Source organism: Kitasatospora sp. NPDC058046 (assembly GCF_042885595.1).
Classification (GTDB): domain Bacteria; phylum Actinomycetota; class Actinomycetes; order Streptomycetales; family Streptomycetaceae; genus Kitasatospora.
This window is the reverse complement of the sequence record NZ_JBHVRS010000014.1, coordinates 150,919-177,302: the sequence shown is the minus strand read 5'-3', so window position 1 is coordinate 177,302 and position 26,384 is coordinate 150,919. Positions and strand designations below refer to the sequence as shown.

Sequence of the window (26,384 nt, the reverse complement as noted above, 5' to 3'; positions counted from 1 at the left end):
GGCCGACGCCCGCCCGGAGCCGGCACTTCGCCTGCCCCCGGCGAAGCCGAACCGGTCGCAGTGAGCAACAGCCGCGGGCCGGCGGGCCGACGGGTCGGTCCGCCCGGCCCGCGGTGGTGTGGCCCACCACCGCGTGGCGCTCGGCCCGCGCCCCGGCCAGCCCGGGGCGTCGAACCTCCCGGCGGCGGTCACGGCTGTAGCAGGACCGCAGGCCGTCGGTCCCGCCACAGCCGTCAGGCCGCAGCCGTCACACCGTCGCCGTCAGGCCGTACGCCTCGGCGATCAGGCCGTACGAGCGGAGCCGGGCCTCGTGGCCGTGGATGTGGGAGGTGACCATCAGCTCGTCCACGCCGGTCCGCTTGCGCAGGGCCTCCAGCCCGTCGGCGACCCGGCCCGGGTCGCCGAGCACGACGTTGTCGAGCCAGCTGTCGATGAAGTCGGCCTCGACCGGGCTGTACGGGTACTCCTCGGCCTCCTGCGGGGTGGGGATCGGGCCGGGGTTGCCGCGCCGCAGGCGGAGCATGCCGAGGGCCGCGGAGCGGGCGAGGCGCCGGGCCGAGGGCTCGTCGTCGGCGGCGACCGCGCTCACGCCGATCAGCGCGTACGGCTCGGCGAGCACGGCGGAGGGGCGGAAGGACGAGCGGTAGAGGTCCAGCGCCGGGACGGTGTTGGCGCTGCTGAAGTGGTGGGCGAAGGCGAACGGGAGGCCGAGGCGGCCCGCGAGCTGGGCGCTGAAGCCGGAGGAGCCGAGCAGCCAGACCGGCGGGCGGCCCTCGCCCTTGGGGACGGCCGTCAGCCGGGCGTACGGGTGGCCGTCCGGGAAGTCGCCGTCGAGGAAGTGGGTCAGCTCGGCGAGCTGCTGCGGGAAGTCGTCCGCGCCTTCGGCGAGGCCGCGGCGCAGCGCCCGGGCGGTGGCCTGGTCGGTGCCGGGGGCGCGGCCGAGTCCGAGGTCGATCCGCCCGGGGTGCAGGGCTTCCAGCAGGCCGAACTGCTCGGCGATGGCCAGCGGGGCGTGGTTGGGGAGCATGACGCCGCCGGAGCCGAGCCGCAGCGTGGTGGTGTTGGCCCCGAGGTGGGCGAGCAGGACGGCGGGGGTGGAGCTGGCCACTCCGGGCATGCCGTGGTGCTCGGCCACCCAGAAGCGGTGGTAGCCCCACTGTTCGGCCTGGCGGGCCAGTTCGGTGGTGGCGGCGAGGGCCTCGGCGGGCGTGTGGCCGACGCCGACCGTGGCCAGGTCGAGGATGGAGAGCGGGGCGGGTGCCGTTCCCCGGACGGTGCCCCGGATCGCCGTGTCGGCCGCCGGTTCGGCTCCGTGCTCCTGCTGGTCCTCGGTGGTCATCCCGTCCGCCCTCCTGGCTGCCGTCCTTGTGCCGGCCGTCGTGGCCGGCCGCGCGGGCCCGGGTGGTCCGCCGGTCGCTGTCGCCGACCGGGGTCAACCACGGCCGGGGGCTCGCTGTTCCCGCCTCGGGGATGTCGTCCGGCCACGGTCCGAGTGGGTTTCGGCCATTTCGCACGGGCGTCCGACCGACCGTTCGGCTGACGGAGAGCCAGTGGGCGAACACGGCTGGCGACTTCCCGCCAGCGCCGGAAGTCGCCAGCCCGGGCCCTCGCGACCGGGGGCCGGCGTCCGGCAGGCTTGGGCCCAGAGGCGGACCGCCGGAGCGGGATCCGCACTCCACCAGCAAGATCGTCGGGCTGGACCAGCACCGGACGATCACTGCGAGCCCTCGGCGCGGCACCCCGCCCCGGGGGCTCGTTCGGTTTCGGCGGCCCTCCGCCGCCCGGGCACCCCTCACCCCGGCCGACCCGGACATACGGCCCGGACGCACGGCCCGCAGCCTCGGGGCACGGCCGGAATCAGCACTCGTGATCCATGCCATACCGGGGTGCTTCATGGCATGAAAAGTCGAGGCGCTAGCGTTGACCCCTGCAGCCACCTGCTCCCCCGGGAGGCACGGAGGGAGTAAAGGGTCTTGAACTTCGTGGCCGCGATCGGATCCTCGTGGATCTGCGCGCTGGCGCTCGTCGCCGTGCTCGGGGACGCCCTCCTGCCGTTCATCCCCAGCGGGACGCTGGTCATCCTGGCCGTGCTCAAGACCTCGCAGATCAACGGCGCGCCCCTGATGCTCGGACTGGGCGTGGCGGTGGCCTCCTTCCTGGGCGACCTCCTGCTGCTGAACCTGGCCCGGCGCGGCGCCCCGGTGCTGCACCGCCGACTCGCCCGGCGCCCGAAACTGGCGGCCAGCGTGACCCGGGTCCAGGAGGCCCTGATCGAACGCCCCCACGGAGCGGCCGCCGCGATGGTGGTGGTCGCCCGGTTCGTCCCGGCCGGCCGGACCGTCCTCGACCTGGCCATCGGCCACTCCCCCGCCCATCCGCACCGGTTCCTGCACTGGTCGGCACTGGCGGCACTGGTCTGGGCCGCCTACATCGTGACGCTGGGCTGGCTGAACAGCCACTGGTTCAACACCGCCTGGCTGAGCCTCGTGGTCTCCTGCGCGGCGGCCACCGCCATCAGCACCGCGATCGCGCGCATGGTGCGCCGCACCCGGCGACTCGCCGCGCTCTGACGGCCCGCCCGACCGCCCCTCCCCCTTCTCTCCCTCCTTTCCCCTCCCGCCCGGCCCGCCCGGAGCGGCCCCATAGCGGGCTTCGGGCTGCCCGGCCCAGCAAGGGGCAAAAGTTTTCCCAAAAGGGCGACCAACCGGGCCGAACGCTGACGAACTCCGGCGGGGAGCGGACCGACCGGCGGTAGCGTACTGACCGGACCGCACGGGGCGGGAAGCGTCACAGGACGGCAACAGTCGAGGCATCCCCGCAGCCCAGCCGTACGCGCCCGGCGTGTTGAGAGTCGTCAGCGCTCGGCGACCTTGGTGGCCGCTGCGGCGACATGACATGCTAACGGCGGAATATTCATCAATTGCCCGATTTGACCGGTGCGGCCATGGGCCGCCCTCACCACCGGTATCGGCACCCAGGGGAGACCATGACCAGCATCTCGCGCAGGACGGTGCTCAGCGCAACCGCCGCGACCGCGGCCCTCGGCGCGGTCGCGGCCTGCTCCAGCGGCGGGTCCGGCTCGGGCCAGGGCTCCCCCTCCCCCGGCCCCGGCGGCGCGAGCACCACCCAGGGCGGCAGCGGCGACCCCACCCAGGCGGTGGTGCCCAAGGGCACCCCGATCGGCGACGGTTCCAACGCGGACACCGGCCCGCAGCCGAACCAGCCCAAGCCCGAGAAGCTCAAGCCGGGCGAGCGGCCGCCCCAGTTCGTGGTCTTCTCCTGGGACGGCGCCGGCGGCACCGAGGACGGCCAGTTCCCCCGCTTCCTGAAGCTGGCGGAGCAGCACAAGGCCACGATGACCTTCTTCCTCTCGGGCATCTACGCCCTGCCCAAGGGCAAGGCGGACCTCTACCACCCGCCGAAGCACTCGGTCGGCGCCTCCGACATCCCGTACCTGTCGGACGGCGCGGTGAAGAGCACACTCAAGCTCGTCAGCCAGGCCTGGCTGGCCGGGCACGAGATCGGCACCCACTTCAACGGGCACTTCTGCTCCAGCCGTCCGGACAAGAACGGGGTCAACGTGTGGACCCCGGAGGACTGGCAGAGCGAGATCGACCAGGCGATCGGCTTCGTCACCCAGTGGCGGACCAACACCGGTTTCACCGATGTCGACCCGCTCCCCTTCGACTACAAGAAGGAGCTGATCGGCGGCCGCACCCCGTGCCTGGAGGGCCAGAAGGCGCTGCTGCCGACCATCGCCAAGCTGGGCTGGAAGTACGACGCCAGTTCCTCGGGCGGCCTGCAGATATGGCCGCAGAAGGTGCAGGACGGCAAGGTCTGGGACTTCCCGCTGCAGTCCATCCCGTTCCCCGGGCACACCTTCCAGGTCCTGTCGATGGACTACAACATCCTGGCCAACCAGTCCGCCGGCAGCACCAAGGGCGACCCGGCCAAGTACGGCGACTGGCGCACCCAGGCCACCAACTCCTACCTGGCGGGCTTCGAGCGCGCGTACAACGGCAACCGCGCGCCGTTCTTCGTCGGCAACCACTTCGAGCAGTGGAACGGCGGCATCTACATGGACGCCGTCGAGGAGACCCTCAAGACCATCGCGGGCAAGCCCGACGTCCGACTGGTCTCCTTCAAGCAGCTCGTCGAGTGGCTGGAGGTGCAGGACCAGTCCACCCTGCGCAAGCTGCGCTCGCTCAACGTCGGCCAGGCGCCGGCGGGCGGCTGGGAGAGCTTCCTCGGCACGGCGGGCTGACCCGCCGGGGAGCGGCGGGACGGGGCACCGGCGGCGGCCGGCGGGGGTGCGGGCCCCCGCCGGCCGTCGGCGTTCCGGGGCGGACCGGCTACCCGGCGGTGAGGGCGTCCGCGAGCAGGATGCGGACGATGCGGTCCGCCCCGGCCTCGCCCCAGAGGATCGAGTAGTGGTTGGTGTCCGGCACCGGCGAGGCCGGAACCCGCTCCGGGTCCAGTCCGGCCAGCCCGATCCGCTCGTGGTCGTAGAGGCCCTGCGGCTCGTCGAACAGGCCGCGCTCGGCCCAGATCAGGTCGGCCGGGCAGGGCAGCCGGTGCACGGCGGCGGCCGCGTCCTCGTCCAGCAGGACCTGGGCGCCGTCGGCCTGCACGGCCTCCAGCACGCAGGAGGAGCGCAGTTCGGGCTCAGCGCCGACCAGGTCGCGCTGGGTGTAGGCGTCGATCCCCTCGGTCCACTCACCGGCGAAGGCGGGGTGCCCGCGCCAGAACTCCCGGTAGGCCTCCCGGTCCGGGAAGGTCGTGGACAGCCGGGCCAGCGCGGGGCCGAGCACCGCGGCCAGGGCGTCCTCCTCGCGGACGCCCTGCGGCAGCGGGAAGGTCACCGCCCCGTCGACCAGCAGGACGCGGCGGACCAGGTCGGGGTGCCGGACGGCGGCCAGGGCGGTGACCCAGGCCCCCATCGAGTGGCCGACCACCGTGACGGGCCCCGAGCCGAGCGCGCCGATCAGCGCGGCCACGTCGTCGGCGTGCCGGGCCAGTCCGTACGGTCCGGTGACCGAGCGGCTGGCGCCGCGGCCCCGCAGGTCGGGCGCGAGCAGGGTGACCCGGCCGGCGAGCCGGCGGGCGACCTCGTACCAGGCGAGGCCGTTGGCGGTGATGCCGTGCACCGCCACGACCGTCGGGGCCTGCGGGTCCTCGGCGGGCCAGCGCAGGACGGCCAGGTCCCCACCGGGCACGGGGACGGTCAACTCCTCGGGCTTCAGCGGCGACTGGCTCACGCGGGGGTACCTCCGGTGGGGTGGGCGGTTCCGAGGCCGGCCGGCGCCGGGGCGGAACGGCCGGTGCGGGCGGATCGGATGCGGGCAGGCAGTCTAGCCAGGCCGCCGGGCAGCAGGTAGACCACGGCGACGAACAGGGCGCCCAGCAGGAACAGGGGTTGGGAGAGCGGCACGCGCAGCACCGCCGGAAGGTCGGCGACGGCCGACGAGTTGGCGAGGTCGCCGAGCCGGTGGCTCGCCCAGGTGTACAGGACACCGCCGAGCAGCGGCCCCCAGCGGGTGCCGGAGCCGCCGAGGACGACCATGACCAGGAGCGCGAGCGTGGCGTCCGAGGTGGTGGCCTGCGGAGTGGCGCCACCGGTCAGCAGCAGGTAGACCACCCCGCCCAGCCCGGCGAGCCCGCCGGCCAGCACGAAGGCGACCAACTTGTAGCCGTACGGCCGCAGTCCGAGCACCTCGACCCGGCGCTCGTTCTCCTTGATGCCCTCCCAGACCCGGCCGATCGGGGACTTGACGGCCCAGTGGACCGCGGCGACCGTCAGCACCAGGTAGCCGACGGCGATCCAGTAGAGGTTGGCGGTGTTCTCGATCCCGAGCAGGCCGGAGGGCAGCAGGTCGGCCGGGGCGGACCGGCCCTCCTCACCACCGGTGGCGCCACCGGGGTTGCGCTGGACGAGGATCGAGCCGGCCTGGGCGAAGGCGAGGGTGACCATGGAGAAGCCGATGCCGGTGACGCGCAGGCTGACCGAGCCGAGCAGCAGGGCCAGCAGGACGGAGCAGGAGACGCCGAACACCGCGGCGGCGGCGAACGGCAGTCGCAGCTCCAGCATGCCGAGGTCGGTGGCGTAGAGGCCGGTCGCGAAGTAGAGCGCGTGGCCGAAGGAGAGCAGTCCGGTCCGACCGAGCAGGAGGTCGTAACCGGTGGCGAGCCCGCCGTAGAGGAGGCACAGGGCGAGCAGTTGGAGGCTTCCGGGGCTGCCGAGCGGGCCGTCGAGCAGTCCCGGGACGGGAAGCGCACTGTATGGGGCGACAAGGAGCGTGATCAGCAGAGCGATCGGCCACCAGCGTAGCGCTCTGTGCACGCCAGTCCAGCGATTAGTGACTGGATCACCCGTTCGAGGGATGGCGCCGGACTCGGCCCTGTGTTCACAATGGGTCTCGGCAAGGCCGGTGTCAGTCCCCCTTGCCACAGTGGCGGTGTCGGTGGAGCTGGTGTCAGTCCCCTCTGCTGACATGGTGGTCACGGCAGGGCTGGCGTCAGTCCCCCCTGCCGGAGCGGCGGCGCTGCGGCCGGCCGCGGGGCCACCGGTGCTCGTGATCGGTGTTTCGGCGCTCACGCGAGCCTCCCGGTGAGTCCACGGGGTCGGACGAGAAGCAGCACGGCGAGCAGGACGACGACCGAGAGGTCGCCGAGCCCGGCGCCGGTGTAGTAGTTGGCGAACTGCTGGACGAGGCCGACGCCCACCGAGGCGACGGCGGCTCCGGTCACGGAGCCCATGCCGCCCATCACCACGACGACGAAGGCGAAGATGAGCAGGCCGGTCCCCTGGCCGGGATTGACCGAACCGAAGTAGAGGCCGCCGAGGGCGCCACCGAGGGCGGCGGCCGCCCCGCCGAGGGCGAAGACGAGGGTGAACGCCTTCCGGACGTCGATGCCGAGCGCCGTGACCATCGCCCGGTCCTCGACGCCGGCCCGGACGATCAGCCCGTAGCGGGTGCGGGCGAGGAACAACCGAAGAGCGAGCAGCAGCAGGGCGGCGGCGGCCACCAGCACGAAGCGGTTGACCGGGACGGTCGCCCCGAGCACGTGCCAGGTGCCGGACAGCAGCTCCGGCTGCGGGAAGGGGCGGGAGTCCGCGCCCCAGATCCCCATCAGCAGGGCGGGTACGGCGAGCCCGACCCCGACGGTGGCAAGGATCTGGTCGCGCGGCCGGCTGTAGAGCGGCCGGATCAGGAAGAGCTCCAGCAGGACGGCGGCGGCCGTTCCGACCAGGGTGCCGAACGGCACCGCGAGCCAGAAGGAGAGACCAGCCTCGGCACCGGCCCACCAGGTGGCGTAGGCGCCGATCGAGAGCAGGGCGCCGTGCGCGAAGTTGAGCACGTCCATCAGACCGAAGATCAGCGACAGACCGGAGGCGACCAGGAAGTACAGCGCACCGAGACCGAGTCCGGTACAGAAAAGGAGGACGACAGTGTCCATCAGGGCTTCACCTCGGCGGTGACGACAGGGGCGGCCGGGGAGGCCGGGGCGGCGGCGGGCCGGGGCCCGCCGGCGAGCGGGTGACGGGAGCCGACGCCGAGCAGGCGGCGGGCGGCCTCCTCGTCGGCCAACAGCTCGGCGGTGTCTCCGCGGTGGGCGGTACGGCCGTCGGCCAGGACGGCGCAGGTGCCGGCCAGTCGGCGGACGAGGGCGAGGTTCTGCTCGACCAGGAGGACGGGCACGGCCTCGGCCGCACGCGCCAGCACCTCGGCCACCTCGGCGACGATCTTCGGGGCCAGGCCCTTGGTGGGCTCGTCGGCGATGATCAACCGGTTGCGGTTGAGCAGCGTCCGGCCGATCGCCACCATCTGCTGCTGGCCGCCGGAGAGCGTTCCGGCCAATTGCCCGGCCCGCTGCTTGAGTTCGGGGAAGAGCTCATGGACGAGTGCGTAGTTGGGCTCACCGGCCTCGCCGCCACTCCCACTCCCGCTCCCGCTCCCGCTCCCGGCAGCGCGCTCGGCGAGGCGGAGGTTCTCGGCGACCGTGAGGCCGGCGAAGATCCCCCGGTCCTCGGGCGCGTAGCCGATGCCATGACGAACGACCAGATGCGTGGGAAGGGAGGAGAGTTCGGAGCCGGACAGCCGGATGCTTCCGGTGCGCGGCACCAGGCCCATGACGGCCTTGACGGTGGTGGTCTTCCCGGCGCCGTTGCGGCCGAGGAGCGCGGTCACCCCGACGGGGGCCACGTCGAAGTCGACGCCGTGCAGGATGTGCAGCCCGTCGATGACCACCCGCAGATCGCGGACGGAGAGGAGGGGTTCGGCAGCGGACGACGGCGAGGACGCGGACGACGGAGAGGAGGCGGAGTGCGCCGAAGGAGCGGGGCGCTGAGCGGAGAACGGAGAGGAGGTCACAACGCCTCACCCAGGTAGGCCTGTTGCACGGTCGGGTCGGCCATCACGGCCTCGGGGGTGTCCAGGGCGAGCAGCGTGCCGTGGTGCATCACCGCGAGCCGGTCGGCGAGGCCGAGCAGGACGTCCATGTGGTGCTCGACCATCAGGACGGTCCGGCCCAGGTCACGGTGCACGGAACGGATCAGCTCGGTGAGGGCGGGCACCTCCTCCGCGCTGACTCCGGCCATCGGCTCGTCCAGCAGGATCAGCCGGGGCTCCGAGACCAGCAGGACGGCCAGCTCCAGCTTGCGCTTCTCCCCGTGCGAGAGCGCACTGGCCAGGGTGTCCGCGCGGTGGGTGAGATCGGTGCGTTCCAGGGTGTCGGCCAGCTGCTGCTCGTAGCGGTCGGCGCGGCGCCAGAGCCGGTACGAGGCACCCGGTCCGGCTGCCGCCTGAGCGGCCAGGCGGACGTGGTCGGCGACGGTCATCCCCGGCCAGAGCGAGGATGTCTGGAAGGTGCGGCCGAGCCCGCGGCGGGCCCTGGCGTGCACCGTCTCGGCGGTGATGTCCGCGCCGTCGAGGTGGAGGCTGCCGTGGGTCGCCGGGTAGATGCCCGAGATCAGGTTGAAGAGGGAGGTCTTGCCGGCGCCGTTGGGCCCGATGAAGGCGATGAACTCGCCTTCGCCGACCGAGAAGGAGACGTCCTCGACGATCGGCACGCCGCGGACGGCCCAGCCGAGCCCGTCCAGACGCAGCACCGGAGAGGAGGACGCGGAGGACCCCGCGGACGAGGTGGACGCGGCGGAGGCAGCCGAGGAGGCGGAAGGAGTCGACGTGGTGCGGGCGGGCATCGGGATCAGCCCGCCATCGGGGTGACCGGGGGTGCCGCCTCGTCCGCGGTCAGGGTCTTCTCCACCGAGGGCTTGGCGGCGGCACCGCTGCCGGTCAGCCGCACCTGGAACATCGGCTGGAGCAGGGCGTGGTCCTCGGCGCGGACCGTGGTCTTCCCCTTCACGCCGTCGAAGCTCCAGCCCTCCAGGGCCTTGACCAGGGCCGAGGTGTCGTCGGCGGAGCCGTGGTTGGACTCGACGGCGTGCACGATCATCTGGGCGGCGGTGAAGCCGTCCGGGGTGAAGATGTCCGTCTTCCCTCCGGCGGCGGTGACGGCATCGGTCATGGCCTTCTCCACCGGGGTGCCGGCGGCGCCGTCGAAGTAGTGGTTCAGGAAGGAGATCTTCTCGGCGGCCGGGCCGAACAGCGGGTAGGAGGCGGCCAGGTCGAGGCCGGTCACGACCTTGGTGTCGGCGAACACGTCCTGCTGGTTGAGCGCCGTCCACAGGGCCGAGGCGGTGTCGCCGGCCCAGGCGACGAACAGCAGGTCGGGCTTGGCGGTCTTGGCCTGGGTGGCGAAGGGGGTGAGGTCGGTGGCGCTCGGCGGGGCGAGCACCTGGTCGACCGTCGCGCCCTCGGCGCCGAGCAGCGCCTTCACGGCGGCCACGTTGGCCTGGCCGAAGGCGTTGTCCTGGGCGAGCACGGTGACCTTCTTGCCCTTGGCGTCACCGATGAACGAGGCCGCGGTCTTGATGTCCTGGTAGGACTGGCGGCCGGAACGGAAGGTGTACTTGTTCAGACCGGTGGCCTTGTCGGCGGCGGCCGGGCCGCTGATGAAGAGCACCTTGTTCTGGGCGGCGATCGGACCGACCTGGAGGGCCACACCGGAGGCGGTGGAACCGGCCAGCACCTTGTAGCCCTTGCCGATCAGGTCCTTGGCGGCGGACACCGCCTTGGCCGGGTCGCCGGCGTCGTCCTGCTCCTCGAACTCGATCTTGTGCCCGTCGACCGCGCCGGTGCCCTTGGTCGCGTAGCTCAGCCCGGCCTTGAAGCCCTCCAGGTACTGCTTGCCGTAGGCGGCCAGCGGCCCGGTCTTGGAGTACACCAGGCCGACCTTGATCGGGCCCTTCGATCCGCCGTCCGCCGCGCTCGTCCCGGCCGTCCCGGCCTTGGCACAGCCCGAGGCCAGCAGGACGCAGGCCGCGAGGGCGGCGAGCTTCCGGGCCGGGCCGCCGGTCAGGGAGTCGCCCAGGCGAACGCCGGAGGCGGTCCTGGAGGGGTTTGTCGAGCTGCGCATGGTGACCGACTCCTGAAGTGCGGCGGGTGGATGCGGGAACCGTAGGTGTGCGGTGGGAACGGCGACATGTGCCTGGTCGACGTATCAGTCGGTCGGGATGTGGCTCCGGTCGACATACCGTCGGCCCGCCGCCGTCCCCCGGGCGCCCGGGTGTGGCCCGCCGACACGGCTCCGCGCCCACCCATGGGGGTGGCCGCCATGGCTGCGCCCACCCCTGCCCGGTGACGGTGGAGGGGCGCGGAGCCCGTCCGACGGCAGCCAACCCCAGCGGCGTGCCCGACCCCGGTCCGGCCCAGGCAGGACCCCAGCCCGGCCTGGTACGGCCACGGGCTCCGCGCGGCGGCCGAGCCCGCCGGCCGCCCCTCCCACAAGCCCGTCCCACCTGCCCGTCCCACCTTCCCCGGCCGCCGCACCACCCCGGCCGCGCTCCGCCCCTTCCTCTTCCACCCCCTCCGCCCACTCCCTCACGAGGTGACCCCTTGGACAAGGTCCTGGACTCCCCCGCCGACGCCGTCGGGGACGTTCCCGACGGCGCGGTGCTGGCCGTCGGCGGCTTCGGCCTCTGCGGCATCCCCAGCACGCTGATCGGCGCCCTGGTGGACTCCGGCGCCACCGGACTGCGGGTGGTCTCGAACAACTGCGGGGTGGACGACTGGGGGCTGGGCCTGCTGCTGCGGGCGGGCCGGATCGCCCGGATGACCTCCTCGTACGTCGGGGAGAACAAGGAGTTCGCCCGGCAGTACCTCTCCGGCGAGCTGGAGGTCGAGCTGACCCCGCAGGGCACGCTGGCCGAGCGGCTCCGGGCGGGCGGCGCCGGCATCCCGGCGTTCTTCACCCCGGCCGGGGTCGGCACCCAGGTCGAGGAGGGCGGGCTGCCGTGGCGCTACGCGGCCGACGGCTCGGTGGCCCTGGCCTCCCCGCCGAAGGAGGTCCGGGAGTTCGGCGGCCGTCGCTACCTGCTGGAGGAGGCGATCACGGCGGACTTCGCGCTGGTCCGGGCCGAGGTGGCGGACCGGCACGGCAACTGCGTGTTCCACGCCGCCGCCCGGAACTTCAACCCGCTCTGCGCGGCGGCGGGCCGGATCACCCTTGTCGAGGCGGACCGGATCGTCGAACCGGGCGAGCTCCCTCCGGACGCGGTGCACCTGCCCGGGGTGTACGTCGACCGGGTGGTGGCCGCCGACCCCGAGGACCGCCGCATCGAGCGCCGGACCGTCCGCCCCGCACTCCAGGAGGCCTGAGCCGATGCCCACCGAGACCGCAGTCCGCGCCACCACCACCACCGCTCTCGATCCCCGCAACGCCCTGGCCGCCCGCGCCGCCCGCGAGTTGCGCGACGGCCAGTACGTGAACCTGGGCATCGGCCTGCCGACCCTGATCCCCAACCACCTCCCGCCGGGCGTCGAGGTGGTGCTCCACTCGGAGAACGGCATCCTCGGCGTCGGCCCGTACCCGGAGGAGGGCGCCGAGCACGCCGACCTGATCAACGCCGGGAAGGAGACGGTGACGGTCGCCCCCGGCGCCTCGTACTTCGACTCCGCCTTCTCCTTCGGCATGATCCGGGCCGGGCGGATCGACGTCTCGGTGCTCGGCGCGATGCAGGTGTCGGCCACCGGGGACCTCGCCAACTGGATGATCCCCGGCAAGATGGTCAAGGGCATGGGCGGCGCGATGGACCTGGTGCACGGGGCCCGTCGGCTGATCGTGGTGATGGAGCACACCGCCCGGGACGGCTCGCCGAAGATCGTCGATGAGCTGTCACTTCCCGCGACCGGCCTGGGAGTTGTGGACCGGATCGTCACCGACCTCGCGGTAGTCGACGTGACCCCGGAGGGGCTGCGGGTGGTGGAGACGGCGCCGGGCGTGGACTTCGCCGAGGTCCAGGCCGCGACCGGCGCGCCCCTGCTGCCCCCGCTCTGACCAGCCCGCCTGACCAGCCCCGCCGACCAGCCTGCCTGACCAGCCCGGCCCCGTACGGACGGCCGGATCGCCCCGAGGGGCGGTCCGGCCGTTCCGCTGCCCCCACCGGCACACGACAGCGACCCCGCGAGCGGCTCCACGGGCAACTCCGCAACAGCCCTCCACCGCAGCCGAGTTCCATGGACCGCCCGGGCCGGAGCGAATTCACCGCATTAGCACCAACGCCCGCCGGATCGGCCGGAAACCGTGGCATCTTCATGCCTGGGCGACGGCGATCTCCCGGACTGGTTGCGATCACCGTTGCGCTCAGGGAGAGTTGAGGCGGCCAAGGATCCCGACGTACCCGGAGGGGAAGCTGGAAAGTGCATCGGGATCCCGGATTCGAGGCCGCCGTACCGACGCACAACCGAACCGGTCGCACACGCCGAATCTGCCGGACGGCCCGGGAACTGCCCGAGAACCGCAGTTCGCCGGGTCTCGTTCCAGCCGGTTCCGGCTGTTCCCAGCTGTTTCCAGCTGATTCCGGCCGGTTCCACCCTGTTCCACCCGGACGGCTCCGAGTCGAGGCAGACCCACGCAAGAGCCGAGCGAGCCGAGTGAACCGAGCGAGCCGCGCAAGGCGCGAACTCCGGGGGGAGCAGCTATGACCACGCCGCCGTTCTCACGACGCAAGGGCGTCGGAACGGCCCACGGGCGAGGTGCCGGGGAGTTGGACGAGGCCGCCCTGCGCGCCCTTCCCATACCCGAAGCCCCTTACGACTACGGCCACTTCAGCCGTCTCGCGGGCCCGGCGTACGACCCGGACGAGGACGACGACCTCGGCGGCGGCGTCTACTGGCCCGAACCGGTCGCACCGCACCCGCCCTCCCCCGACGGACCGCACGACCCCACCGCATACAGCCCCACCCCGTACGGCCCCGCCCCGACGGCCACCCCGCAGAACCCCGCCCCGACAGCCGCCCCGTACGAGCCGCCCCCCGCGGCCCCCTACCGCGTCCGGTACCGCAGCCTGCTGCGCCGCGAGCCGCACCGGATCCGCGCCGCGCTGCTGCTGATGGCCGCCCCCGTGGTGGAGGCGGTGCTGCTGGTCTGGCTGCTGCTGCCGGAGCACTGGCCCGAGCGGCTGGACGAGACGAACTCCCTGGTGCTGCTCGGCGACAAGGTGATGATCGGCATCATCGCCGTCGTCGAGGTGTTCCGGCTGGTCAACGTCGTCTCCAACACCCACGCCACGCTGGTCGCCCGCGACCCGGTCCCGGTGACGCCGGAGCCCGGCACCCGGGTCGCCTTCCTCACCACCTGCGTGCCGGGCAAGGAGCCGCCGGAGATGGTCCGGGCCACGCTGACGGCGGCGCGGGCCGTCCGGCACAACGGACCGTACGACGTCTGGTTGTTGGACGAGGGAAACGATCCTGCAATGCGGGGGCTCTGCGCCGAGCTGGGCGTGCGCCACTTCACCCGCGCCGGCCGGCCGCACTGGAACCGGCCGAAGGGCCGGTTCCGCGCCGGGACCAAGCACGGCAACTACAACGCCTGGCTCCAGGCCCACGGCGACGACTACGAGTTCTGGGTGTCCGTGGACACCGACCACGTTCCGCTGCCGGACTTCTGCGAGCGGATGCTCGGCTACTTCCGTGACCCCGACGTGGCATTCGTGGTCGGCCCCCAGGTGTACGGGAACTACCGCAGCTCGGGATCGGCCGTCACCAAATTCTCCGAGAGCCAGCAGTACCTCTTCCACGCCCTCATCCAACGCGCCGGAAACCGTTACGGCGCGCCCATGTTCGTGGGCACCAACAACGCCGTCAGAATCAGCGCTCTCCAGTCGATCGGCGGGTTGTACGACTCCATCACCGAGGACATGGCGACCGGTCTGGAGTTCCACCGGAGCCGGAACCCGGAGACCGGAGAACGCTGGAAGTCCGTGTACACCCCGGACGTGCTCGCGGTCGGCGAAGGCCCGTCCTCCTGGACCGACTTCTTCTCCCAGCAACTGCGCTGGAGCCGCGGCACCTACGAGACCCTGTTCACCCAGTACTGGCGGGTGCTGTGGCGGCTGTCGCCCGGCCGGCTGCTCAACTACTCGCTGATGGTGGGCTTCTACCCGATGGCGGCGCTCACCTGGCTGCTCGGCGGCCTGTCCAGCGTGCTCTACCTGGGCTTCGGCGCCTCCGGCGTGCACGTCTCCTCGGAGATCTGGATGATGCTCTACAGCGACGCCGCCGCGCTCCAGCTCCTGCTCTACACCTGGAACCGCAAGCACAACGTGAGCCCGCACGAGCCGGCCGGCTCCTCCGGGGTCGCCGGCATTGTGATGTCGGCGCTCTGCGGTCCGGTCTACGCGGCCTCGCTGCTCCAGGCGCTGGTCCGCCGCCGCAGCCGCTTCGTGGTGACGCCCAAGGGCAGTTCGGCCAGCACCGACCGGCTCGGCACCTTCCGCTTCCACCTGTTCTGGACGCTGGTGTTCGGGGGCGCGATCGCCGCCTCCTACGTCACCGGCTACGACCACGTCGCGATGCGCACCTGGGCCTGGATCGCCCTGCTGCTCACCCTCCTGCCGGTCCTGATCAGCGCCGGCGACGCCGTACGCCGCCGCCGGACCCGCCCGACCGCCACCCTCACCGTCACCGGCGACCCGACGGCGGCCCCGCAGGTCGTCCTGGAGAAGCGCCGCCCGCGCCACGCCCGCGACCCCCGAGCCGTCCGGACCGCCGGACCGGCGCAGCCCGCACCTCCCGCCCCCCGCCCCGGACGAACCTCACCCGACCACGCCGACAGCGGCAGACCCTCCCACTGACCGGCACCCTCTCACTGACCAGCACCGCCGCCTGACCAGCACCACCCACCGGCCAGAGCCACCCACCGAACAGCACCACCCACCGACCAGCACCGCCCCGCCGAACAGCACCACCCACCGAACAGAGCCGCCCACCGACCAGAGCCCCCGACCGCCTCCCGAGGGGAGCACCCACCGTGAAGATCCACAAGGCCGGCCGCACCAAGCGCCTCGCCCTCGGCAGCACCGTCGCGCTGACCGTGGCCGGGATGAACGCGCCGGCCGTCCTCGGCTTCGCCTCCCAGCAGTACCACCACTACGTGATCAACCGCCCCGAGTACAAGGCGCAGTACGGCCACTGGCAGACCCTGTCGCTGCCCACCGAGTTCCGGGTCAACGCCGTGCACGCGACCGTGCTGCGCACGGGCAAGGTCCTGATCGTGGCCGGTTCCGGCAACGACGAGAAGCAGTTCAACGCGGGCACCTTCAAGAGCCTGCTCTGGGACCCGGCCCGGAACACCTACAAGCTGGTCCCCACCCCGGCCGACATGTTCTGCGGCGGCCACACCTCGCTGCCGGACGGCCGCGTCCTGGTGGCCGGCGGCACCCAGCGCTACGAGAAGCTGGCCGGCGCCGTGAAGAAGGCCGCCGGCATCATGCGGGTGCGCAACGAGAGCCCGGAGCGCGACCGGACCTTCCCCAAGGGCACCGTCTTCGTCTCCCCGAACGGCCACGAGTACGCCAGCACCGCCGCCGTGACGGTCCCGGCCGCGACCAAGACCGGCTCCGGCAAGCAGACCGTGGTCACCGCCGGCGAGCAGCACGTGTACGTGGAGGCGGTCGGCCCGGGCCAGGACTTCGTCTCCGACTCCCCCGCCCAGTACCGGATCAAGGGCCTGAGCGGCACCGACGCCCACAACCTGTACGGGCAGAGCGAGAAGCTGACCCTGGACAAGCAGGAGTACCAGGGCATCCGCTCCGCCTTCGAGTTCAACCCGGACACCGAGCTGTACGAGCCGGTCACCGACATGGCCCACGCCCGCTGGTACCCGACGCTGACCGGGCTGGGCGACGGCCGGGTGGTCACCGTCTCCGGGCTGGACGACACCGGGGAGATCCTCAGCGGCAACGACAACGAGATCTACGACCCGAGGACCAAGTCCTGGTCCAAGGGCCCCGACCACTACTTCCCGACCTACCCGGCGGTCTTCCTGACCGCCTCCGGCAAGCTCTTCTACTCCGGCTCCAACGGCGGCTACGGCCCCGGCGACAAGGGCCGCGAGCCGGGCGTGTGGGACCTGTCGAGCGGGGCCTTCCAGCCCGTCCCCGGCCTGCGCGACCCCGGCCTCACCGAGACCTCCTCCTCGGTGCTGCTGCCGCCCGCGCAGGCGCAGAAGGTGATGGTGCTCGGCGGCGGCGGTGTCGGGGAGTCGCCGCTGTCCACGGCCCGCACCGACATCGCGGACCTCTCCTCCGCCGCTCCCGCCTTCACCCCGGGCCCGGACCTGCCGGCCGGCGGCACCCGCTACCTCAACAGCGTGATCCTGCCGGACGACACCGTCTTCACCACCGGCGGCTCCAGCGGCTACCGCGGCCGCGGCGACAGCGACCTGCTCAAGGCGCAGGTGTACCACCCGGACACCAACGGCTTCACGACCGCCGCCGAGCCGACCGTCGGCCGCAACTACCACTCCGAGGCGCTGCTGCTGCCGGACGGCCGGGTCGCCGTGCTGGGCTCCAACCCGCTCTTCGCGGACAAGGCCGAGACCCAGCCGGGCGGCTTCGAGCAGCGCATCGAGATCTACACCCCGCCGTACCTGTACCACGGCGACCGTCCGGAGGTCGGCGCCGTTCCGCAGGCGGCCCGGCTCGGCGGCACCCTCGCCGTCGGGACGGCGCGCCCGGAGGCGGTCGCCACCGCCAAGCTGATCCGGCCGAGTTCGGTCACCCACGTGACGGACGTCGAGCAGCGCTCGGTGGCCCTGGACGTCGCCGGACGGACGGCGGACGGCGTCTCGCTCACCCTGCCCGGCAATCCCAACCTGCTGCCGCCGGGCTGGTACATGCTGTTCCTGACGGACGCCGCCGGCACCCCGTCGGTCGCCCGCTGGATCCAGATCACCGCGTAGACCGCGCGCCGTGTGAACCGCACGACGCACAGGGCCCGAGGTCAGGCGCAGGCGGCCTCAGCGCGCCGCCTGCGCCAGCCCGAGCGCGTACGGCAGCCAGAACTCGCCCGCCCGGGGCTCGCCCCGGCCGCAGTCGCCGTCCGACTCCCCCGGGTTCTTGATCCACAGGTAGGCGTCCACCCCGGGCCGGCCGGTCTCGGTGGTCGGCCGCTCGCCGAGCGCGCGCCCGGGCGGGTTGCACCAGGCGGCGCCGCCCAGCGCCCCGTTGCCGCTGCGGCTGGTGTCGATGACGTAGTTCTTCCCGCCGAGGGCCGCGGAGAGCCTGGCGCCGTAGGCCGCGTTCCGTTCGGTGTCGTAGAAGTTGGCGACGTTCACGGCGAAGCCGTCGGCCGCCGCGATGCCCGACTTGCGCAGGGCGGTGGCCATCTCCTCCGGGTCCTGTGCCCAGCCGGGGTTGCCCGCGTCCAGGTAGACCCGCGCGTTGGGGTTCTTCTTCAACTCCTGGACGGCGAAGGCCAGCAGGCCGTACCGCTCGGCGGCCAGGTCGCCCTTGATCCCGCAGGTGTCCAGGGTGTGCGCGACGGCGTCCGGCTCCAGCACCACCCAGGCCCTGCGGTCGCCGAGGGCCTGGGCGACGCCGGTGATCCAGGCCCGGTAGGCGGCCGCGTCGGGGGCGCCGCCGGCCGAGTACTGGCCGCAGTCGCGGTGCGGGATGTCGTACGCGACGAAGACCGCCGTGCGGCCGGCCTCGGCGGCCCGTCGGCTCACCTGCTCGGCGATCGTCTGGGCGCCCTGCTCGCCGAGCCACTGCGAGGAGGGCTGGCCGGCGATCCGCAGCAGCGCGTCGGCCTCCGCCGTCCGGCCCTGGCCGCGCAGCGCGGTCACCTGCTGGGCGGCGTTGGTGCGGTCGGAGACGTAGAAGGCCTGCCCGGGCAGTTGGGCGAAGCCCGCACCGGCACCCGCCCCCGCGCCCGCCCCGGCGGCGGAGGACACGGACCCGGCTCCCGGCTTCCCGCCGTCCGAACCGGTGCAGCCGGACCCGACCGCCAGCACCACCCCGGCCAGCAGCGCCCCGACGGCGCCCCGCAACGTCCCTGTCCGCCCCAGCCCGTGCACGTACCGCCCCTCCCCGGCCCCGGTCCGGCGACCGGTCGGCACCAGCTAAGCACACCCGGCACCGGCCGACGGCCACCGGTGGTGAACGCCAAGTGGCCGTGGGCGGACGGGACATCGAACCCGTCCGAACCACGGCCACCACCGGCTGCCGGCGCCCGCCGACCAGCACCCCGGAACGCCCGCAGGCGCTCCGGGCGGAGGCTCAGGCCTCCTTCAGGTTCGGCACCTGCCAGTCGATCGCCTCGGCGCCGAAGGAGTCCAGCGCGGCGTTGATCTGCGAGAACGGACGGCTGCCGAAGAACAGCTTCGCCGACAGCGGCGACGGGTGCGCGCCCTGCACCACCACGTGCTTGGCGGTGTCGATCAGCGGCAGCTTCTTCTTCGCGTAGTTGCCCCACAGCACGAAGACCACCGGCTCGTCGCGGTCGCTCACCGCCTTGATCACCGCGTCGGTGAACTTCTCCCAGCCCTTCGCCTTGTGCGAGTTGGCCTCGTGCGCGCGGACCGTGAGCACCGCGTTGAGCAGCAGCACGCCCTGCTCGGCCCAGTGCATCAGGTAGCCGTTGTCCGGGGCGGGGACGCCCAGGTCGGCGTCCAGCTCCTTGAAGATGTTGCGCAGCGACGGCGGCGTCTTGGTGCCCGGCAGCACCGAGAAGCTCATGCCGTGGGCCTGGCCGTTGTCGTGGTACGGGTCCTGGCCGAGCACGAGCACCCGGACCTTGTCGTACGGGGTGGCCTCCAGTGCGGCGAACTCCTGGCCGCTCGGCGGGAACACCTCGTGCTCCGCGCGCTGGGCCGCCACGAAGGCCGCCAGCTCGGCGAAGTACGGCTTCTCCGTCTCGGCGCCCAGCACCCCGCGCCAGGACTCGGGCAGTTCCAGCCCGCCGCCCTCGCCGGCCTCGACCACGCCCGCCTCGACCGTGTCCGTCACGACATCTACCTCCCACACCGCGGCTGTTGCGCCGCACGCCCTCTTTCACCCCGAACGCTACACAGCCCCACCGACAACGGCCGCCTCCCCGCGGGCACCAGGCGGCCCCGCACCCCGGGCACGGAGCGGCCCCGCCCCGGCGACCTGCCGGAACGGGGCCCACGACGAGAACGCGGGGGGAGAACGCGGACGTCAGACCAGCTCGACCAGGTCCGCGATCGACTGGACCACGCGGGTCGGCCGGTACGGGAAGCGCTCCACGTCGGAGGCGGAGGTCAGGCCGGTGAGCACCAGGATGGTCTCCATGCCGGCCTCCATGCCCGCGACGATGTCGGTGTCCATCCGGTCGCCGATCATCACCGCCGTCTCGGAGTGGGCGCCGGCGGTGTTCAGCGCCTCGCGCATCATCAGCGGGTTGGGCTTGCCGACGAAGTACGGCTCGACCCCGGTCGCCTTGGTGATCAGGGCCGCGACCGAGCCGGTGGCTGGCAGCACGCCCTCGGTGGAGGGGCCGGTCTCGTCCGGGTTGGTGCAGATGAACCGGGCGCCCTGGTTGATCAGGCGGATCGCCTTGGTGAGCGCCTCGAAGGAGTAGGTGCGGGTCTCGCCGAGCACCACGTAGTCGGGGTTGTTGTCGGTCAGCACGTAACCGGCCTGGTACAGCGCGGTGGTGAGGCCGGCCTCGCCGATCACGTACGCGGTGCCCCCGGGGCGCTGGCCCGCGAGGAACTTGGCCGTCGCCAGGGCGGAGGTCCAGATGCACTCCTCCGGCACCTCCAGGCCCATGCCGGCCAGCCGGGCGCTGAGGTCGCGCGGGGTGTAGATGGAGTTGTTGGTGAGGACCAGGAAGGGCTTGCCGGACTCCCGCAGCTTGCGCAGGAACTCCTCCGCCCCGGGGATCGGCGTGCCCTCGTGGATGAGGACCCCGTCCATGTCGGTCAGCCAGGACTCGATGGGCTTGCGCTCTGCCACGTAGGTGTCTCCTCGGTCTTGCACAGGTCTGAACGTTCTCGCACATGCCCAGACCGGACACCCTCGGCCGGTCGGGCGCCACAGGCTGCCCCAACTCCGACCAGCGTAGTCGCCCGCACCGCCACCGCGCGGCCCCCGCCCGGCCGGTGGCCGCACACCCCGGGGCCGGTGGCCGTACGGGCCGAGCCCGGTGACCGCACGGGCCGGGCCCCGTGGCCGCGCGGTGGCGCCCCGGTCAGGACGACGAGTCGGTCAGGCCGGTCGGGACCTGCCACTCCCGGCGGCGGCCCTTGTTGGTGAGCAGCAGCCCCTCCTTGAAGACCAGCAGCCCCAGTTGGCTCGCCAGTTCGGCGAGCGGCGGCAGGGTGTCGCCCGTCCTGCCGTACCCGAAGTTCGGCAGGGCGGCGGCGCTCAGCCCGAGCTTGGTGAGGCTGTCCGCCGGGGGCACCGCGATGACGTCGGCGGACTTGTCGCCGATCAGGCGCCGGATCAGGGTGGGGCCCGCTCCCGACGGGACCGGCAGCACCTCCCGGATGAAGTCCAGGACGCCCTTCGTCAGCACCCGTCCGGCTTCCGAGGGCCGCTGCTGGTGGCGGACGATGGCGTCCTTCAGGGCCGCGCCGTCGCCGAACTTGGCCGGGTTGAGCTGCTCGTCGACGCCCAGGACGTGGCCGACCACCCGCCAGATGTGGAAGTAGGCTTCCCGGTCCTCGGGCAGCAGCTCGACGCCCAGTTCGGCGAGGCCGAGCGGGATCAGCACCGAGAAGCTCATCAGCGTGCCGGCCAGGTCCTCCTGGTTGACCGGCACCCCCAGGGCGGCGGCGTCCCAGTCGCCCAGCTGGGAGACGTGGTAGCGCATGGTGGCGTGCAGCAGGCGGACCTTCTGGGCCGACCGGAGCCCGCGGCCGCCCGGCCCCAGGCCGTCGTTGTCGAGGACGTCGACGACGAACTGCGAGGTCTCCATCAGGCGCCGGTACACCCCGGAGGTGAGGCGCTGGGAGCGGACGAGCACCTCGGCGCCGTTGCCGCAGGTGTAGCAGAGCGGGAGCGAGCCGCAGAGCAGGATCGAGGCGATCAGCGGCTGGTAGCGGCCGAGCAGCTCGTGGCCGCGCGCCATCTGCGCCCGGTCCGCCCAGGACGGCAGGACGGCGGACTCCTCGAAGTACGCCTGGAGCCTGGGCGGCAGCCCGGCCGGGACGGCGTCGCTGTTGCGGCCGAAGCCGAGCAGGGTCTGCCGCACCTGGTCCTGCTGTCCGAGCTCGTACGTCTCGGCGATGGCGGCGTCCCCGAGCGGGTCGCCGACGGTGCGCATCCGGTCGAGCAGGTCGTCGGTCCAGCCGTTGGCGGCCATGTGATCCTCCGTCGCAGTCCGTGGGGTGATACGTGCACGTATCGCCGCGTACACGTATCACCGCGCTCCGGGCCGCGGCGGCAGCCTCACCCGTACGAGGGCGCGGCGGCGGGCCCGCCGTCCCGTCCGCCGAAACCGGGAGCAACCGGGCGCCTCGTGATTGAGTGGGCGCATGAACCCGCAGACGACTCCCGGTCCGTTCCGTGTCGGCCTGATCGGCTACGGCCTGGCCGGCTCCGCGTTCCACGCGCCGCTGATCGCCACCACGCCGGGGCTGCGGCTGGACGCCGTGGTCACCGCCAACCCCGACCGGCGCGCCCAGCTGGCGCGCGAGCACCCCGGTGCCCGCGCCGTGGACACGCCCGAGCAGCTGCTCGCCGACCCGGACGCCCTGGACCTGGTCGTCATCGCCTCGCCCAACCGCACCCACGCCCCGCTCGCCCGCGCCGCCCTGCGGGCCGGCCTGGCCACCGTGGTGGACAAGCCGCTGGCCGGCACCGCCGCCCAGGCGCTGGAGCTGTGCCGGCTCGCCGAGGAGCAGGGCGTGCTGCTCTCGGTCTTCCACAACCGGCGCTGGGACGGCGACTTCCTCACCGCGAGCCGGCTGGTGCGCGGCGGCGCGCTCGGCCGGGTGCACCGCTTCGAGTCCCGCTTCGAGCGCTTCCGCCCCAAGCCCAAGCCGGGCTGGCGGGAGCTGGCCGACCCGGCCGAGGTCGGCGGCACCCTGTACGACCTGGGCAGCCACCTCGTCGACCAGGCGCTCACCCTGTTCGGGCCGGTCGAGACGGTGTACGCGGAGATCGACGTGCGGCGCGACGGCGCGGTGGTGGACGACGACGCCTTCCTCGCCCTCACCCACACCAGCGGCACCCGCTCGCACCTGTGGACCAGCGCCATCACCCCGCTGATCGGCCCCCGGCTGCGGGTGCTCGGCGACACCGCCGGCTACGTCAAGTCCGGCATGGACCCGCAGGAGGCCGACCTGCGGGCGGGCCTGCGCCCGGACGGCACCCGCCCCTGGGGCACCGACCAACCCGCGCACTACGGCACCCTCGGCACCGACGAGTCGGCGATCCGGCTGCCGACCAACCCGGGCGACTACCCCGCCTTCTACGCGGGCATCGCCGCCGCCCTGGCCACCCCGGGCACCCCGCCCCCGGTCGACCCGCGCGACGCGGTGGCCGCCCTGGCCGTCCTGGAGGCCGCCCGCACCTCCGCCGCCACCGGGACGGCGGTCCGCCCGGGCTGACGCCATACGGCCCGCTTTACCCTCCCTTGACCTAGCCTCCTACGATGGCCGCCATGAGCAACCGGGGGGAACGGCGGGTCACCGCCGACGAGCGGCGTGAGCGCGAACAGGCGTGGTCCACCGAGCAGAAGAAGCGCGAGAAGGCCTGGTCGGAGGAGTTCGAGCAGCGCCGGAAGGCCCGGGAGGCCGAGGACCGCGAGCTCCAGGAGAGCCTGTCGACCACGAGGGAGCGGACGGCCTGGGCCCGCGGCGAGCGGGACGGGTCGATCGGCTACGTCGACGTGACCGGGCCCGACCGCCGCCCCGTACGGATCGCGGTGGTGTGGCTCGGCCGCCTCGGGGCCACGCACAGGCCCCTGCACGCCTACGACCCCATGCGGCACGTCGGCGGCGAAGCCGACGGCGAGGGGGTCCTCCTGCTCGTCCCCATCGCCGCCGTCCTGGGGCTGAACTTCGGACTCCACTGGCTGGTCCTCGCCCTGCTCCGCCGACCGCGCTGGGCCGTCGCCGCCAAGGCGGGCGGCGACCGGGGCAAGCGCGGGGGCAACACCGTCCTGCTGCGCACCCGGAACCGGGCGGAGGCCCTGAAGGCCGCGGCCGCCCTGGCCGACCGGGTCGAGCGGGACGGGGCCGCCGCCCTCGGCGCCCCCTGACCGCCGCTCCCGCCCGGCCCTCGGGCCCCCCCGACCATCGCCCCCGCCCGGCCCTCACACCCCGATGACCTCCACCGCGGAGCCCAGCCCCCGGAAGTCCGCCACGTTGCGGGTGTACAGCGGCAGCCCGTGGGCCGAGGCGACCGCGGCGATCATCAGGTCGATCCGGCGCGGGCGCGGCTGCCGTCCGGCGGCGATGGTGAGGGTGACCAGCGTCCCGTAGCGGGCGGCGGCGGCCGCGTCGAAGGGCAGCGGGTCGAAGTCCGCCATCGCCGCGCCCAGCACCTCCAGCCGGGCGGCCCGGCTGGCCGGGTCGCGGGCCATCGACACGCCCTGCTGCAGTTCGGCGAAGGTGATCGCGGTCAGCTCGGGCACGGCCGGCAGGTCGGAGGGGCTGAGCAGCGCCAGGTCGATGTAGACGCAGGTGTCCAGCACCCCGGCCGGCCGCCGCCGAGGTGCTCTGCGGCGCTCAGCCACGCCGCCGCTCGAACGGGTCGTCGCCGTCGTCGCCCACCAGCTCCTCGGGGCCGAAGTCCTCCTCGGCCTCCTTGCGCATCTGCTGGTAGTCCACGCGCGGCAGCTTCACGTGCCGGGCCACCAGCTCCTCCGCCGTGAGCCGCCGACGCCCGGGCACCGGCCGCAGCTCCGCGACCTCGACCCCGTTCCTGGTGATGTGGAACGTCTCCCCCGCCTCCACCGCGTCCATCACGGCGGCGGAGTTGTTCCGGAACTCCCGCTGGGTAATCGTCTTCACCTCTCCACGGTAGCCCCGTGTAGCCCCGGCGGCTACACCCCGGACGACCGCTTTTCGCCGCTCCGAGGAGGGGACCTTCGGGTACGAACGAAATCGGGCGGGACCAGATGGGAGCGCCGTGGGGCACTTCCCCGACACAGGCGGGAACCCGGGGGCTCGTAGGATCGTCCTGCTGGTACGTCAGGAAGCCGATGGGACACCGGGAGGGGGAGCGCGTCGTGGCCGTTGTGGCGATGCTGCTGGGCCTGCTCCGGGTGCTGACCGGGGAGCTGGTGGCCGACAGCGGGACGCTGGCGTCGGTGGCCGCCGTCGCGGCCGTGGCACTGGTGGCCGGGGCGGTCGCCGGGGCGCTGGCCGGGGCACGGCTCCTCGGGGCGCGGGCGCCGGCGGCGGTGCGCAGCGGGGTGCTGCGGCGCCGGGCGTTCGGTACGGCGTTCCTTCCGCAGCGTGATCCGGACGCCCGGGGCAGGCGACGCCCCAGGGCGCCGGGAGCGGCCCCGGCGGCCGCGTAGTTCCGTCCGACGTCCTTCCAGGCGTTCTTCCGATCGTTCCTGCCGGACGTTCTTCCAGGCGTTCCCCGTGGCCGTCCTCCGCCGATCACTCATGTCCTGAGACCCCGGAGGGCTCGCTCCACCATGTCCGTACTCGCTGTTCTCGACCCTGCCGTCGCCGTGGCGCACGCCGTCGTCGCCGCCGTCGCCCACCTGGTGCCGACCGCCTTGGCCATCGTCCTGTTCACCGTCGCCGTCCGCCTGGCGCTGCACCCGCTGGCGCGGGCGGCGGCGCGCGGGGAGAGGGCCAGGGCGCGGCTGGCGCCGAAGGTCGCCGCGTTGCAGAGGAAGCACAGGGACCGCCCGGAGCGGCTGCGGGAGGCGCTGGCCGAGATGTACCGGAAGGAGCAGGTGTCGCCGTTCGCGGGGTGCCTGCCGGTGCTGGTGCAGATCCCGTTCTTCTCGGTGATGTACCGCCTGTTCACCACTCCGAACGACCTGCTGGACCACACCCTGTTCGGGGTGCCGCTGGGTCTGCACGTCACGGGCGCGCAGGGTGCCGGGCAGTGGGCGGTGTTCGGGGTGCTGTTCGCCGGGCTGGCGGCGGTCGGGGTCGTCAACTTCCGCCGGGCCCGGCGCACTGCCGCGGCGGCGGCGGCTACAGCGGCGACGGCGCAGCCCGCCCCGCAGCCGGGGGCGGGACTGCTGCCGTACCTGTCGTTCGGGTCGGTGCTGTTCGCGGCGCTGGTCCCGGTGGCCGCCGTGCTCTACCTGCTGACGACCGGCGTCTGGTCGGCCGCCGAGCGGGCCTGGCTGTACCGGGACGGGACGCCGGTGCCGGCGGCCGCGATGATGGGCTGAGGGCCCGGAGGGGCCGTCAGAAGTGGCGCAGCAGCTCGGGGAAGGCCCCGAGCCGCAGCGTCGCCTCGTCCGGGCCGAGTTCCGCGTGCTCCAGCACCCAGGTGTGCTCGTGCGGGATGAAGACGGTGCGCAGGCCGGCCCGGCGGGCGGGGGCGATGTCGGACTTGGGCGAGTTGCCGATCATCCAGGTCCGGCCCGGGTCGAGGCCGAGGTCGGCGGTGAGCTGCCGGTAGGTGTCGACCGACTTCTCGGCGACGATGTGGACGCCGCGGAAGTGGTGGTCGATGGTGGACGCCGTCACCTTGCGCTGCTGTTCGCCCTGGTCGCCCTTGGTGAGCAGGAGCAGCTGGTGGCGGTCGGCGAGGGCGGCCAGGGTGTCGGCGACGCCGGCGATCAGTTCGACGTCGCGGCTGGTCAGCGGGGTGAGCAGGTCGTCGATCCGGGCCTGCTCGGCGGCCGTGGGGGTGCGGTCGTTGAGCCGCTGGAGGCAGTCGGCGAGGCTCTGCCGGAAGACGGTGGCGCCGTAGCCGAGGGTGGCGGAGTTGACGGCCTCGATCTCGTTCAGCAGGGCCCGGGTGCGCTGCTGCTCCTGCGGGGCGGCGACCCAGTCCAGGAAGCCGTCGATGACCCGCTCGAAGAGGACGTTGTTCTCCCAGAGCGTGTCGTCGGCGTCGAAGATCAGGGTCTGGTCGGTGTGCATCC

At 73.2% G+C, this 26,384-nt stretch carries 24 protein-coding genes; 10 read left to right on the top strand and 14 right to left on the bottom strand.

The annotated features are described in order from the left end of the window. Window positions 1–247: 247 nt before the first annotated feature. Window positions 248–1,339 (bottom strand): LLM class flavin-dependent oxidoreductase, encoded by a 1,092-nt coding sequence (locus ACFVU7_RS26730; RefSeq protein ID WP_388047477.1) that lies wholly within the window; start codon window positions 1,337–1,339, stop codon window positions 248–250. Between the two features lie 643 nt (window positions 1,340–1,982). On the opposite strand from ACFVU7_RS26730, the gene ACFVU7_RS26725 reads away from it, so the two are divergent. Both ACFVU7_RS26725 and ACFVU7_RS26720 read left to right on the top strand, forming a co-directional pair. Continuing rightward, on the top strand, window positions 1,983–2,570 hold the full coding sequence (locus tag ACFVU7_RS26725; protein WP_234348218.1) for a DedA family protein: 588 nt from the start codon (window positions 1,983–1,985) through the stop codon (window positions 2,568–2,570). Between the two features lie 416 nt (window positions 2,571–2,986). After that, on the top strand, window positions 2,987–4,264 hold the full coding sequence (locus ACFVU7_RS26720; protein ID WP_049649680.1) for a lipoprotein: 1,278 nt from the start codon (window positions 2,987–2,989) through the stop codon (window positions 4,262–4,264). An 88-nt stretch (window positions 4,265–4,352) separates the two neighbouring features. Here the strand turns inward: ACFVU7_RS26720 and ACFVU7_RS26715 are convergent, their stop codons facing one another. The 6 genes from ACFVU7_RS26715 to ACFVU7_RS26690 form a co-directional block, all read right to left on the bottom strand. Continuing rightward, window positions 4,353–5,258, bottom strand: a complete 906-nt coding sequence (locus tag ACFVU7_RS26715; protein WP_049649681.1) for an alpha/beta fold hydrolase — start codon at window positions 5,256–5,258, stop codon at window positions 4,353–4,355. Further along, window positions 5,255–6,382: a branched-chain amino acid ABC transporter permease gene (locus ACFVU7_RS26710; protein WP_388047558.1), complete on the bottom strand. Its 1,128-nt coding sequence runs from the start codon at window positions 6,380–6,382 to the stop codon at window positions 5,255–5,257. Before ACFVU7_RS26710 ends, ACFVU7_RS26715 begins: the two co-directional genes overlap by 4 nt. A 209-nt stretch (window positions 6,383–6,591) precedes the next feature. Further along, window positions 6,592–7,458: a branched-chain amino acid ABC transporter permease gene (locus ACFVU7_RS26705; RefSeq protein ID WP_074005092.1), complete on the bottom strand. Its 867-nt coding sequence runs from the start codon at window positions 7,456–7,458 to the stop codon at window positions 6,592–6,594. After that, window positions 7,458–8,255, bottom strand: coding sequence for an ABC transporter ATP-binding protein (locus ACFVU7_RS26700; protein ID WP_380743846.1), 798 nt, complete (start codon window positions 8,253–8,255; stop codon window positions 7,458–7,460). The genes ACFVU7_RS26705 and ACFVU7_RS26700 overlap by 1 nt, the downstream gene beginning before the upstream one ends. Window positions 8,256–8,368: 113 nt before the next feature. Continuing rightward, window positions 8,369–9,109: an ABC transporter ATP-binding protein gene (locus ACFVU7_RS26695; protein WP_074005091.1), complete on the bottom strand. Its 741-nt coding sequence runs from the start codon at window positions 9,107–9,109 to the stop codon at window positions 8,369–8,371. A 98-nt stretch (window positions 9,110–9,207) separates the two neighbouring features. Beyond that, window positions 9,208–10,479 (bottom strand): substrate-binding domain-containing protein, encoded by a 1,272-nt coding sequence (locus ACFVU7_RS26690; protein ID WP_082345208.1) that lies wholly within the window; start codon window positions 10,477–10,479, stop codon window positions 9,208–9,210. 479 nt (window positions 10,480–10,958) lie between these two features. Between ACFVU7_RS26690 and ACFVU7_RS26685 the strand changes: the two genes are divergently transcribed. The 4 genes from ACFVU7_RS26685 (at window position 10,959) to ACFVU7_RS26670 (ending at window position 17,304) form a co-directional block, all read left to right on the top strand. Next, window positions 10,959–11,720, top strand: coding sequence for a CoA transferase subunit A (locus ACFVU7_RS26685; protein ID WP_074005090.1), 762 nt, complete (start codon window positions 10,959–10,961; stop codon window positions 11,718–11,720). A 4-nt stretch (window positions 11,721–11,724) separates the two neighbouring features. Then, window positions 11,725–12,399, top strand: a complete 675-nt coding sequence (locus tag ACFVU7_RS26680; protein WP_388047474.1) for a 3-oxoacid CoA-transferase subunit B — start codon at window positions 11,725–11,727, stop codon at window positions 12,397–12,399. 643 nt (window positions 12,400–13,042) lie between these two features. Continuing rightward, window positions 13,043–15,196: a glycosyltransferase family 2 protein gene (locus ACFVU7_RS26675; RefSeq protein ID WP_388047472.1), complete on the top strand. Its 2,154-nt coding sequence runs from the start codon at window positions 13,043–13,045 to the stop codon at window positions 15,194–15,196. A gap of 176 nt (window positions 15,197–15,372) precedes the next feature. Continuing rightward, window positions 15,373–17,304: a galactose oxidase-like domain-containing protein gene (locus ACFVU7_RS26670; protein WP_380743398.1), complete on the top strand. Its 1,932-nt coding sequence runs from the start codon at window positions 15,373–15,375 to the stop codon at window positions 17,302–17,304. 57 nt (window positions 17,305–17,361) lie between these two features. Here ACFVU7_RS26670 and ACFVU7_RS26665 read toward each other — a convergent pair whose 3' ends face one another. The 4 genes from ACFVU7_RS26665 to ACFVU7_RS26650 form a co-directional block, all read right to left on the bottom strand. After that, complete coding sequence (locus tag ACFVU7_RS26665; RefSeq protein ID WP_380743396.1) at window positions 17,362–18,462, bottom strand: glycoside hydrolase family 6 protein; 1,101 nt, start codon at window positions 18,460–18,462, stop codon at window positions 17,362–17,364. A 160-nt stretch (window positions 18,463–18,622) separates the two neighbouring features. Continuing rightward, the gene (locus ACFVU7_RS26660; protein ID WP_234348220.1) at window positions 18,623–19,351 is read right to left on the bottom strand and encodes a uracil-DNA glycosylase; all 729 of its coding nucleotides are present in this window, start codon (window positions 19,349–19,351) and stop codon (window positions 18,623–18,625) included. A 192-nt stretch (window positions 19,352–19,543) separates the two neighbouring features. Then, a complete protein-coding gene (locus ACFVU7_RS26655) occupies window positions 19,544–20,323 on the bottom strand; it encodes an HAD-IIA family hydrolase (RefSeq protein WP_049649696.1) in 780 nt (259 codons plus the stop codon). Between the two features lie 235 nt (window positions 20,324–20,558). Beyond that, window positions 20,559–21,674 carry an oxygenase MpaB family protein gene (locus ACFVU7_RS26650; protein WP_388047469.1) on the bottom strand — a complete coding sequence of 372 codons (1,116 nt, stop codon included), beginning with the start codon at window positions 21,672–21,674 and terminating at the stop codon, window positions 20,559–20,561. A 172-nt stretch (window positions 21,675–21,846) separates the two neighbouring features. On the opposite strand from ACFVU7_RS26650, the gene ACFVU7_RS26645 reads away from it, so the two are divergent. Together ACFVU7_RS26645 and ACFVU7_RS26640 are read left to right on the top strand one after the other, a co-directional pair. Beyond that, window positions 21,847–22,923 carry a Gfo/Idh/MocA family oxidoreductase gene (locus tag ACFVU7_RS26645; RefSeq protein WP_388047467.1) on the top strand — a complete coding sequence of 359 codons (1,077 nt, stop codon included), beginning with the start codon at window positions 21,847–21,849 and terminating at the stop codon, window positions 22,921–22,923. A 53-nt stretch (window positions 22,924–22,976) separates the two neighbouring features. Further along, the gene (locus ACFVU7_RS26640) at window positions 22,977–23,576 is read left to right on the top strand and encodes a hypothetical protein (RefSeq protein WP_388047465.1); all 600 of its coding nucleotides are present in this window, start codon (window positions 22,977–22,979) and stop codon (window positions 23,574–23,576) included. 54 nt (window positions 23,577–23,630) lie between these two features. On the opposite strand, the gene ACFVU7_RS26635 is transcribed toward ACFVU7_RS26640, so the two are convergent. Beyond that, a complete protein-coding gene (locus tag ACFVU7_RS26635; RefSeq protein WP_049649700.1) occupies window positions 23,631–24,053 on the bottom strand; it encodes a type II toxin-antitoxin system VapC family toxin in 423 nt (140 codons plus the stop codon). After that, window positions 24,046–24,330, bottom strand: coding sequence for a type II toxin-antitoxin system Phd/YefM family antitoxin (locus tag ACFVU7_RS26630; protein WP_049649701.1), 285 nt, complete (start codon window positions 24,328–24,330; stop codon window positions 24,046–24,048). The genes ACFVU7_RS26635 and ACFVU7_RS26630 overlap by 8 nt, the downstream gene beginning before the upstream one ends. Window positions 24,331–24,548: 218 nt before the next feature. Between ACFVU7_RS26630 and ACFVU7_RS26625 the strand changes: the two genes are divergently transcribed. Both ACFVU7_RS26625 and ACFVU7_RS26620 read left to right on the top strand, forming a co-directional pair. Beyond that, window positions 24,549–24,842, top strand: coding sequence for a DUF6412 domain-containing protein (locus ACFVU7_RS26625; protein ID WP_234348221.1), 294 nt, complete (start codon window positions 24,549–24,551; stop codon window positions 24,840–24,842). A gap of 123 nt (window positions 24,843–24,965) precedes the next feature. Beyond that, window positions 24,966–25,682: a YidC/Oxa1 family membrane protein insertase gene (locus ACFVU7_RS26620; protein WP_388047462.1), complete on the top strand. Its 717-nt coding sequence runs from the start codon at window positions 24,966–24,968 to the stop codon at window positions 25,680–25,682. Window positions 25,683–25,698: 16 nt separating this feature from the next. On the opposite strand, the gene ACFVU7_RS26615 is transcribed toward ACFVU7_RS26620, so the two are convergent. After that, window positions 25,699–26,382: an HAD family hydrolase gene (locus ACFVU7_RS26615; RefSeq protein ID WP_049649704.1), complete on the bottom strand. Its 684-nt coding sequence runs from the start codon at window positions 26,380–26,382 to the stop codon at window positions 25,699–25,701. Window positions 26,383–26,384 lie beyond the last annotated feature (2 nt).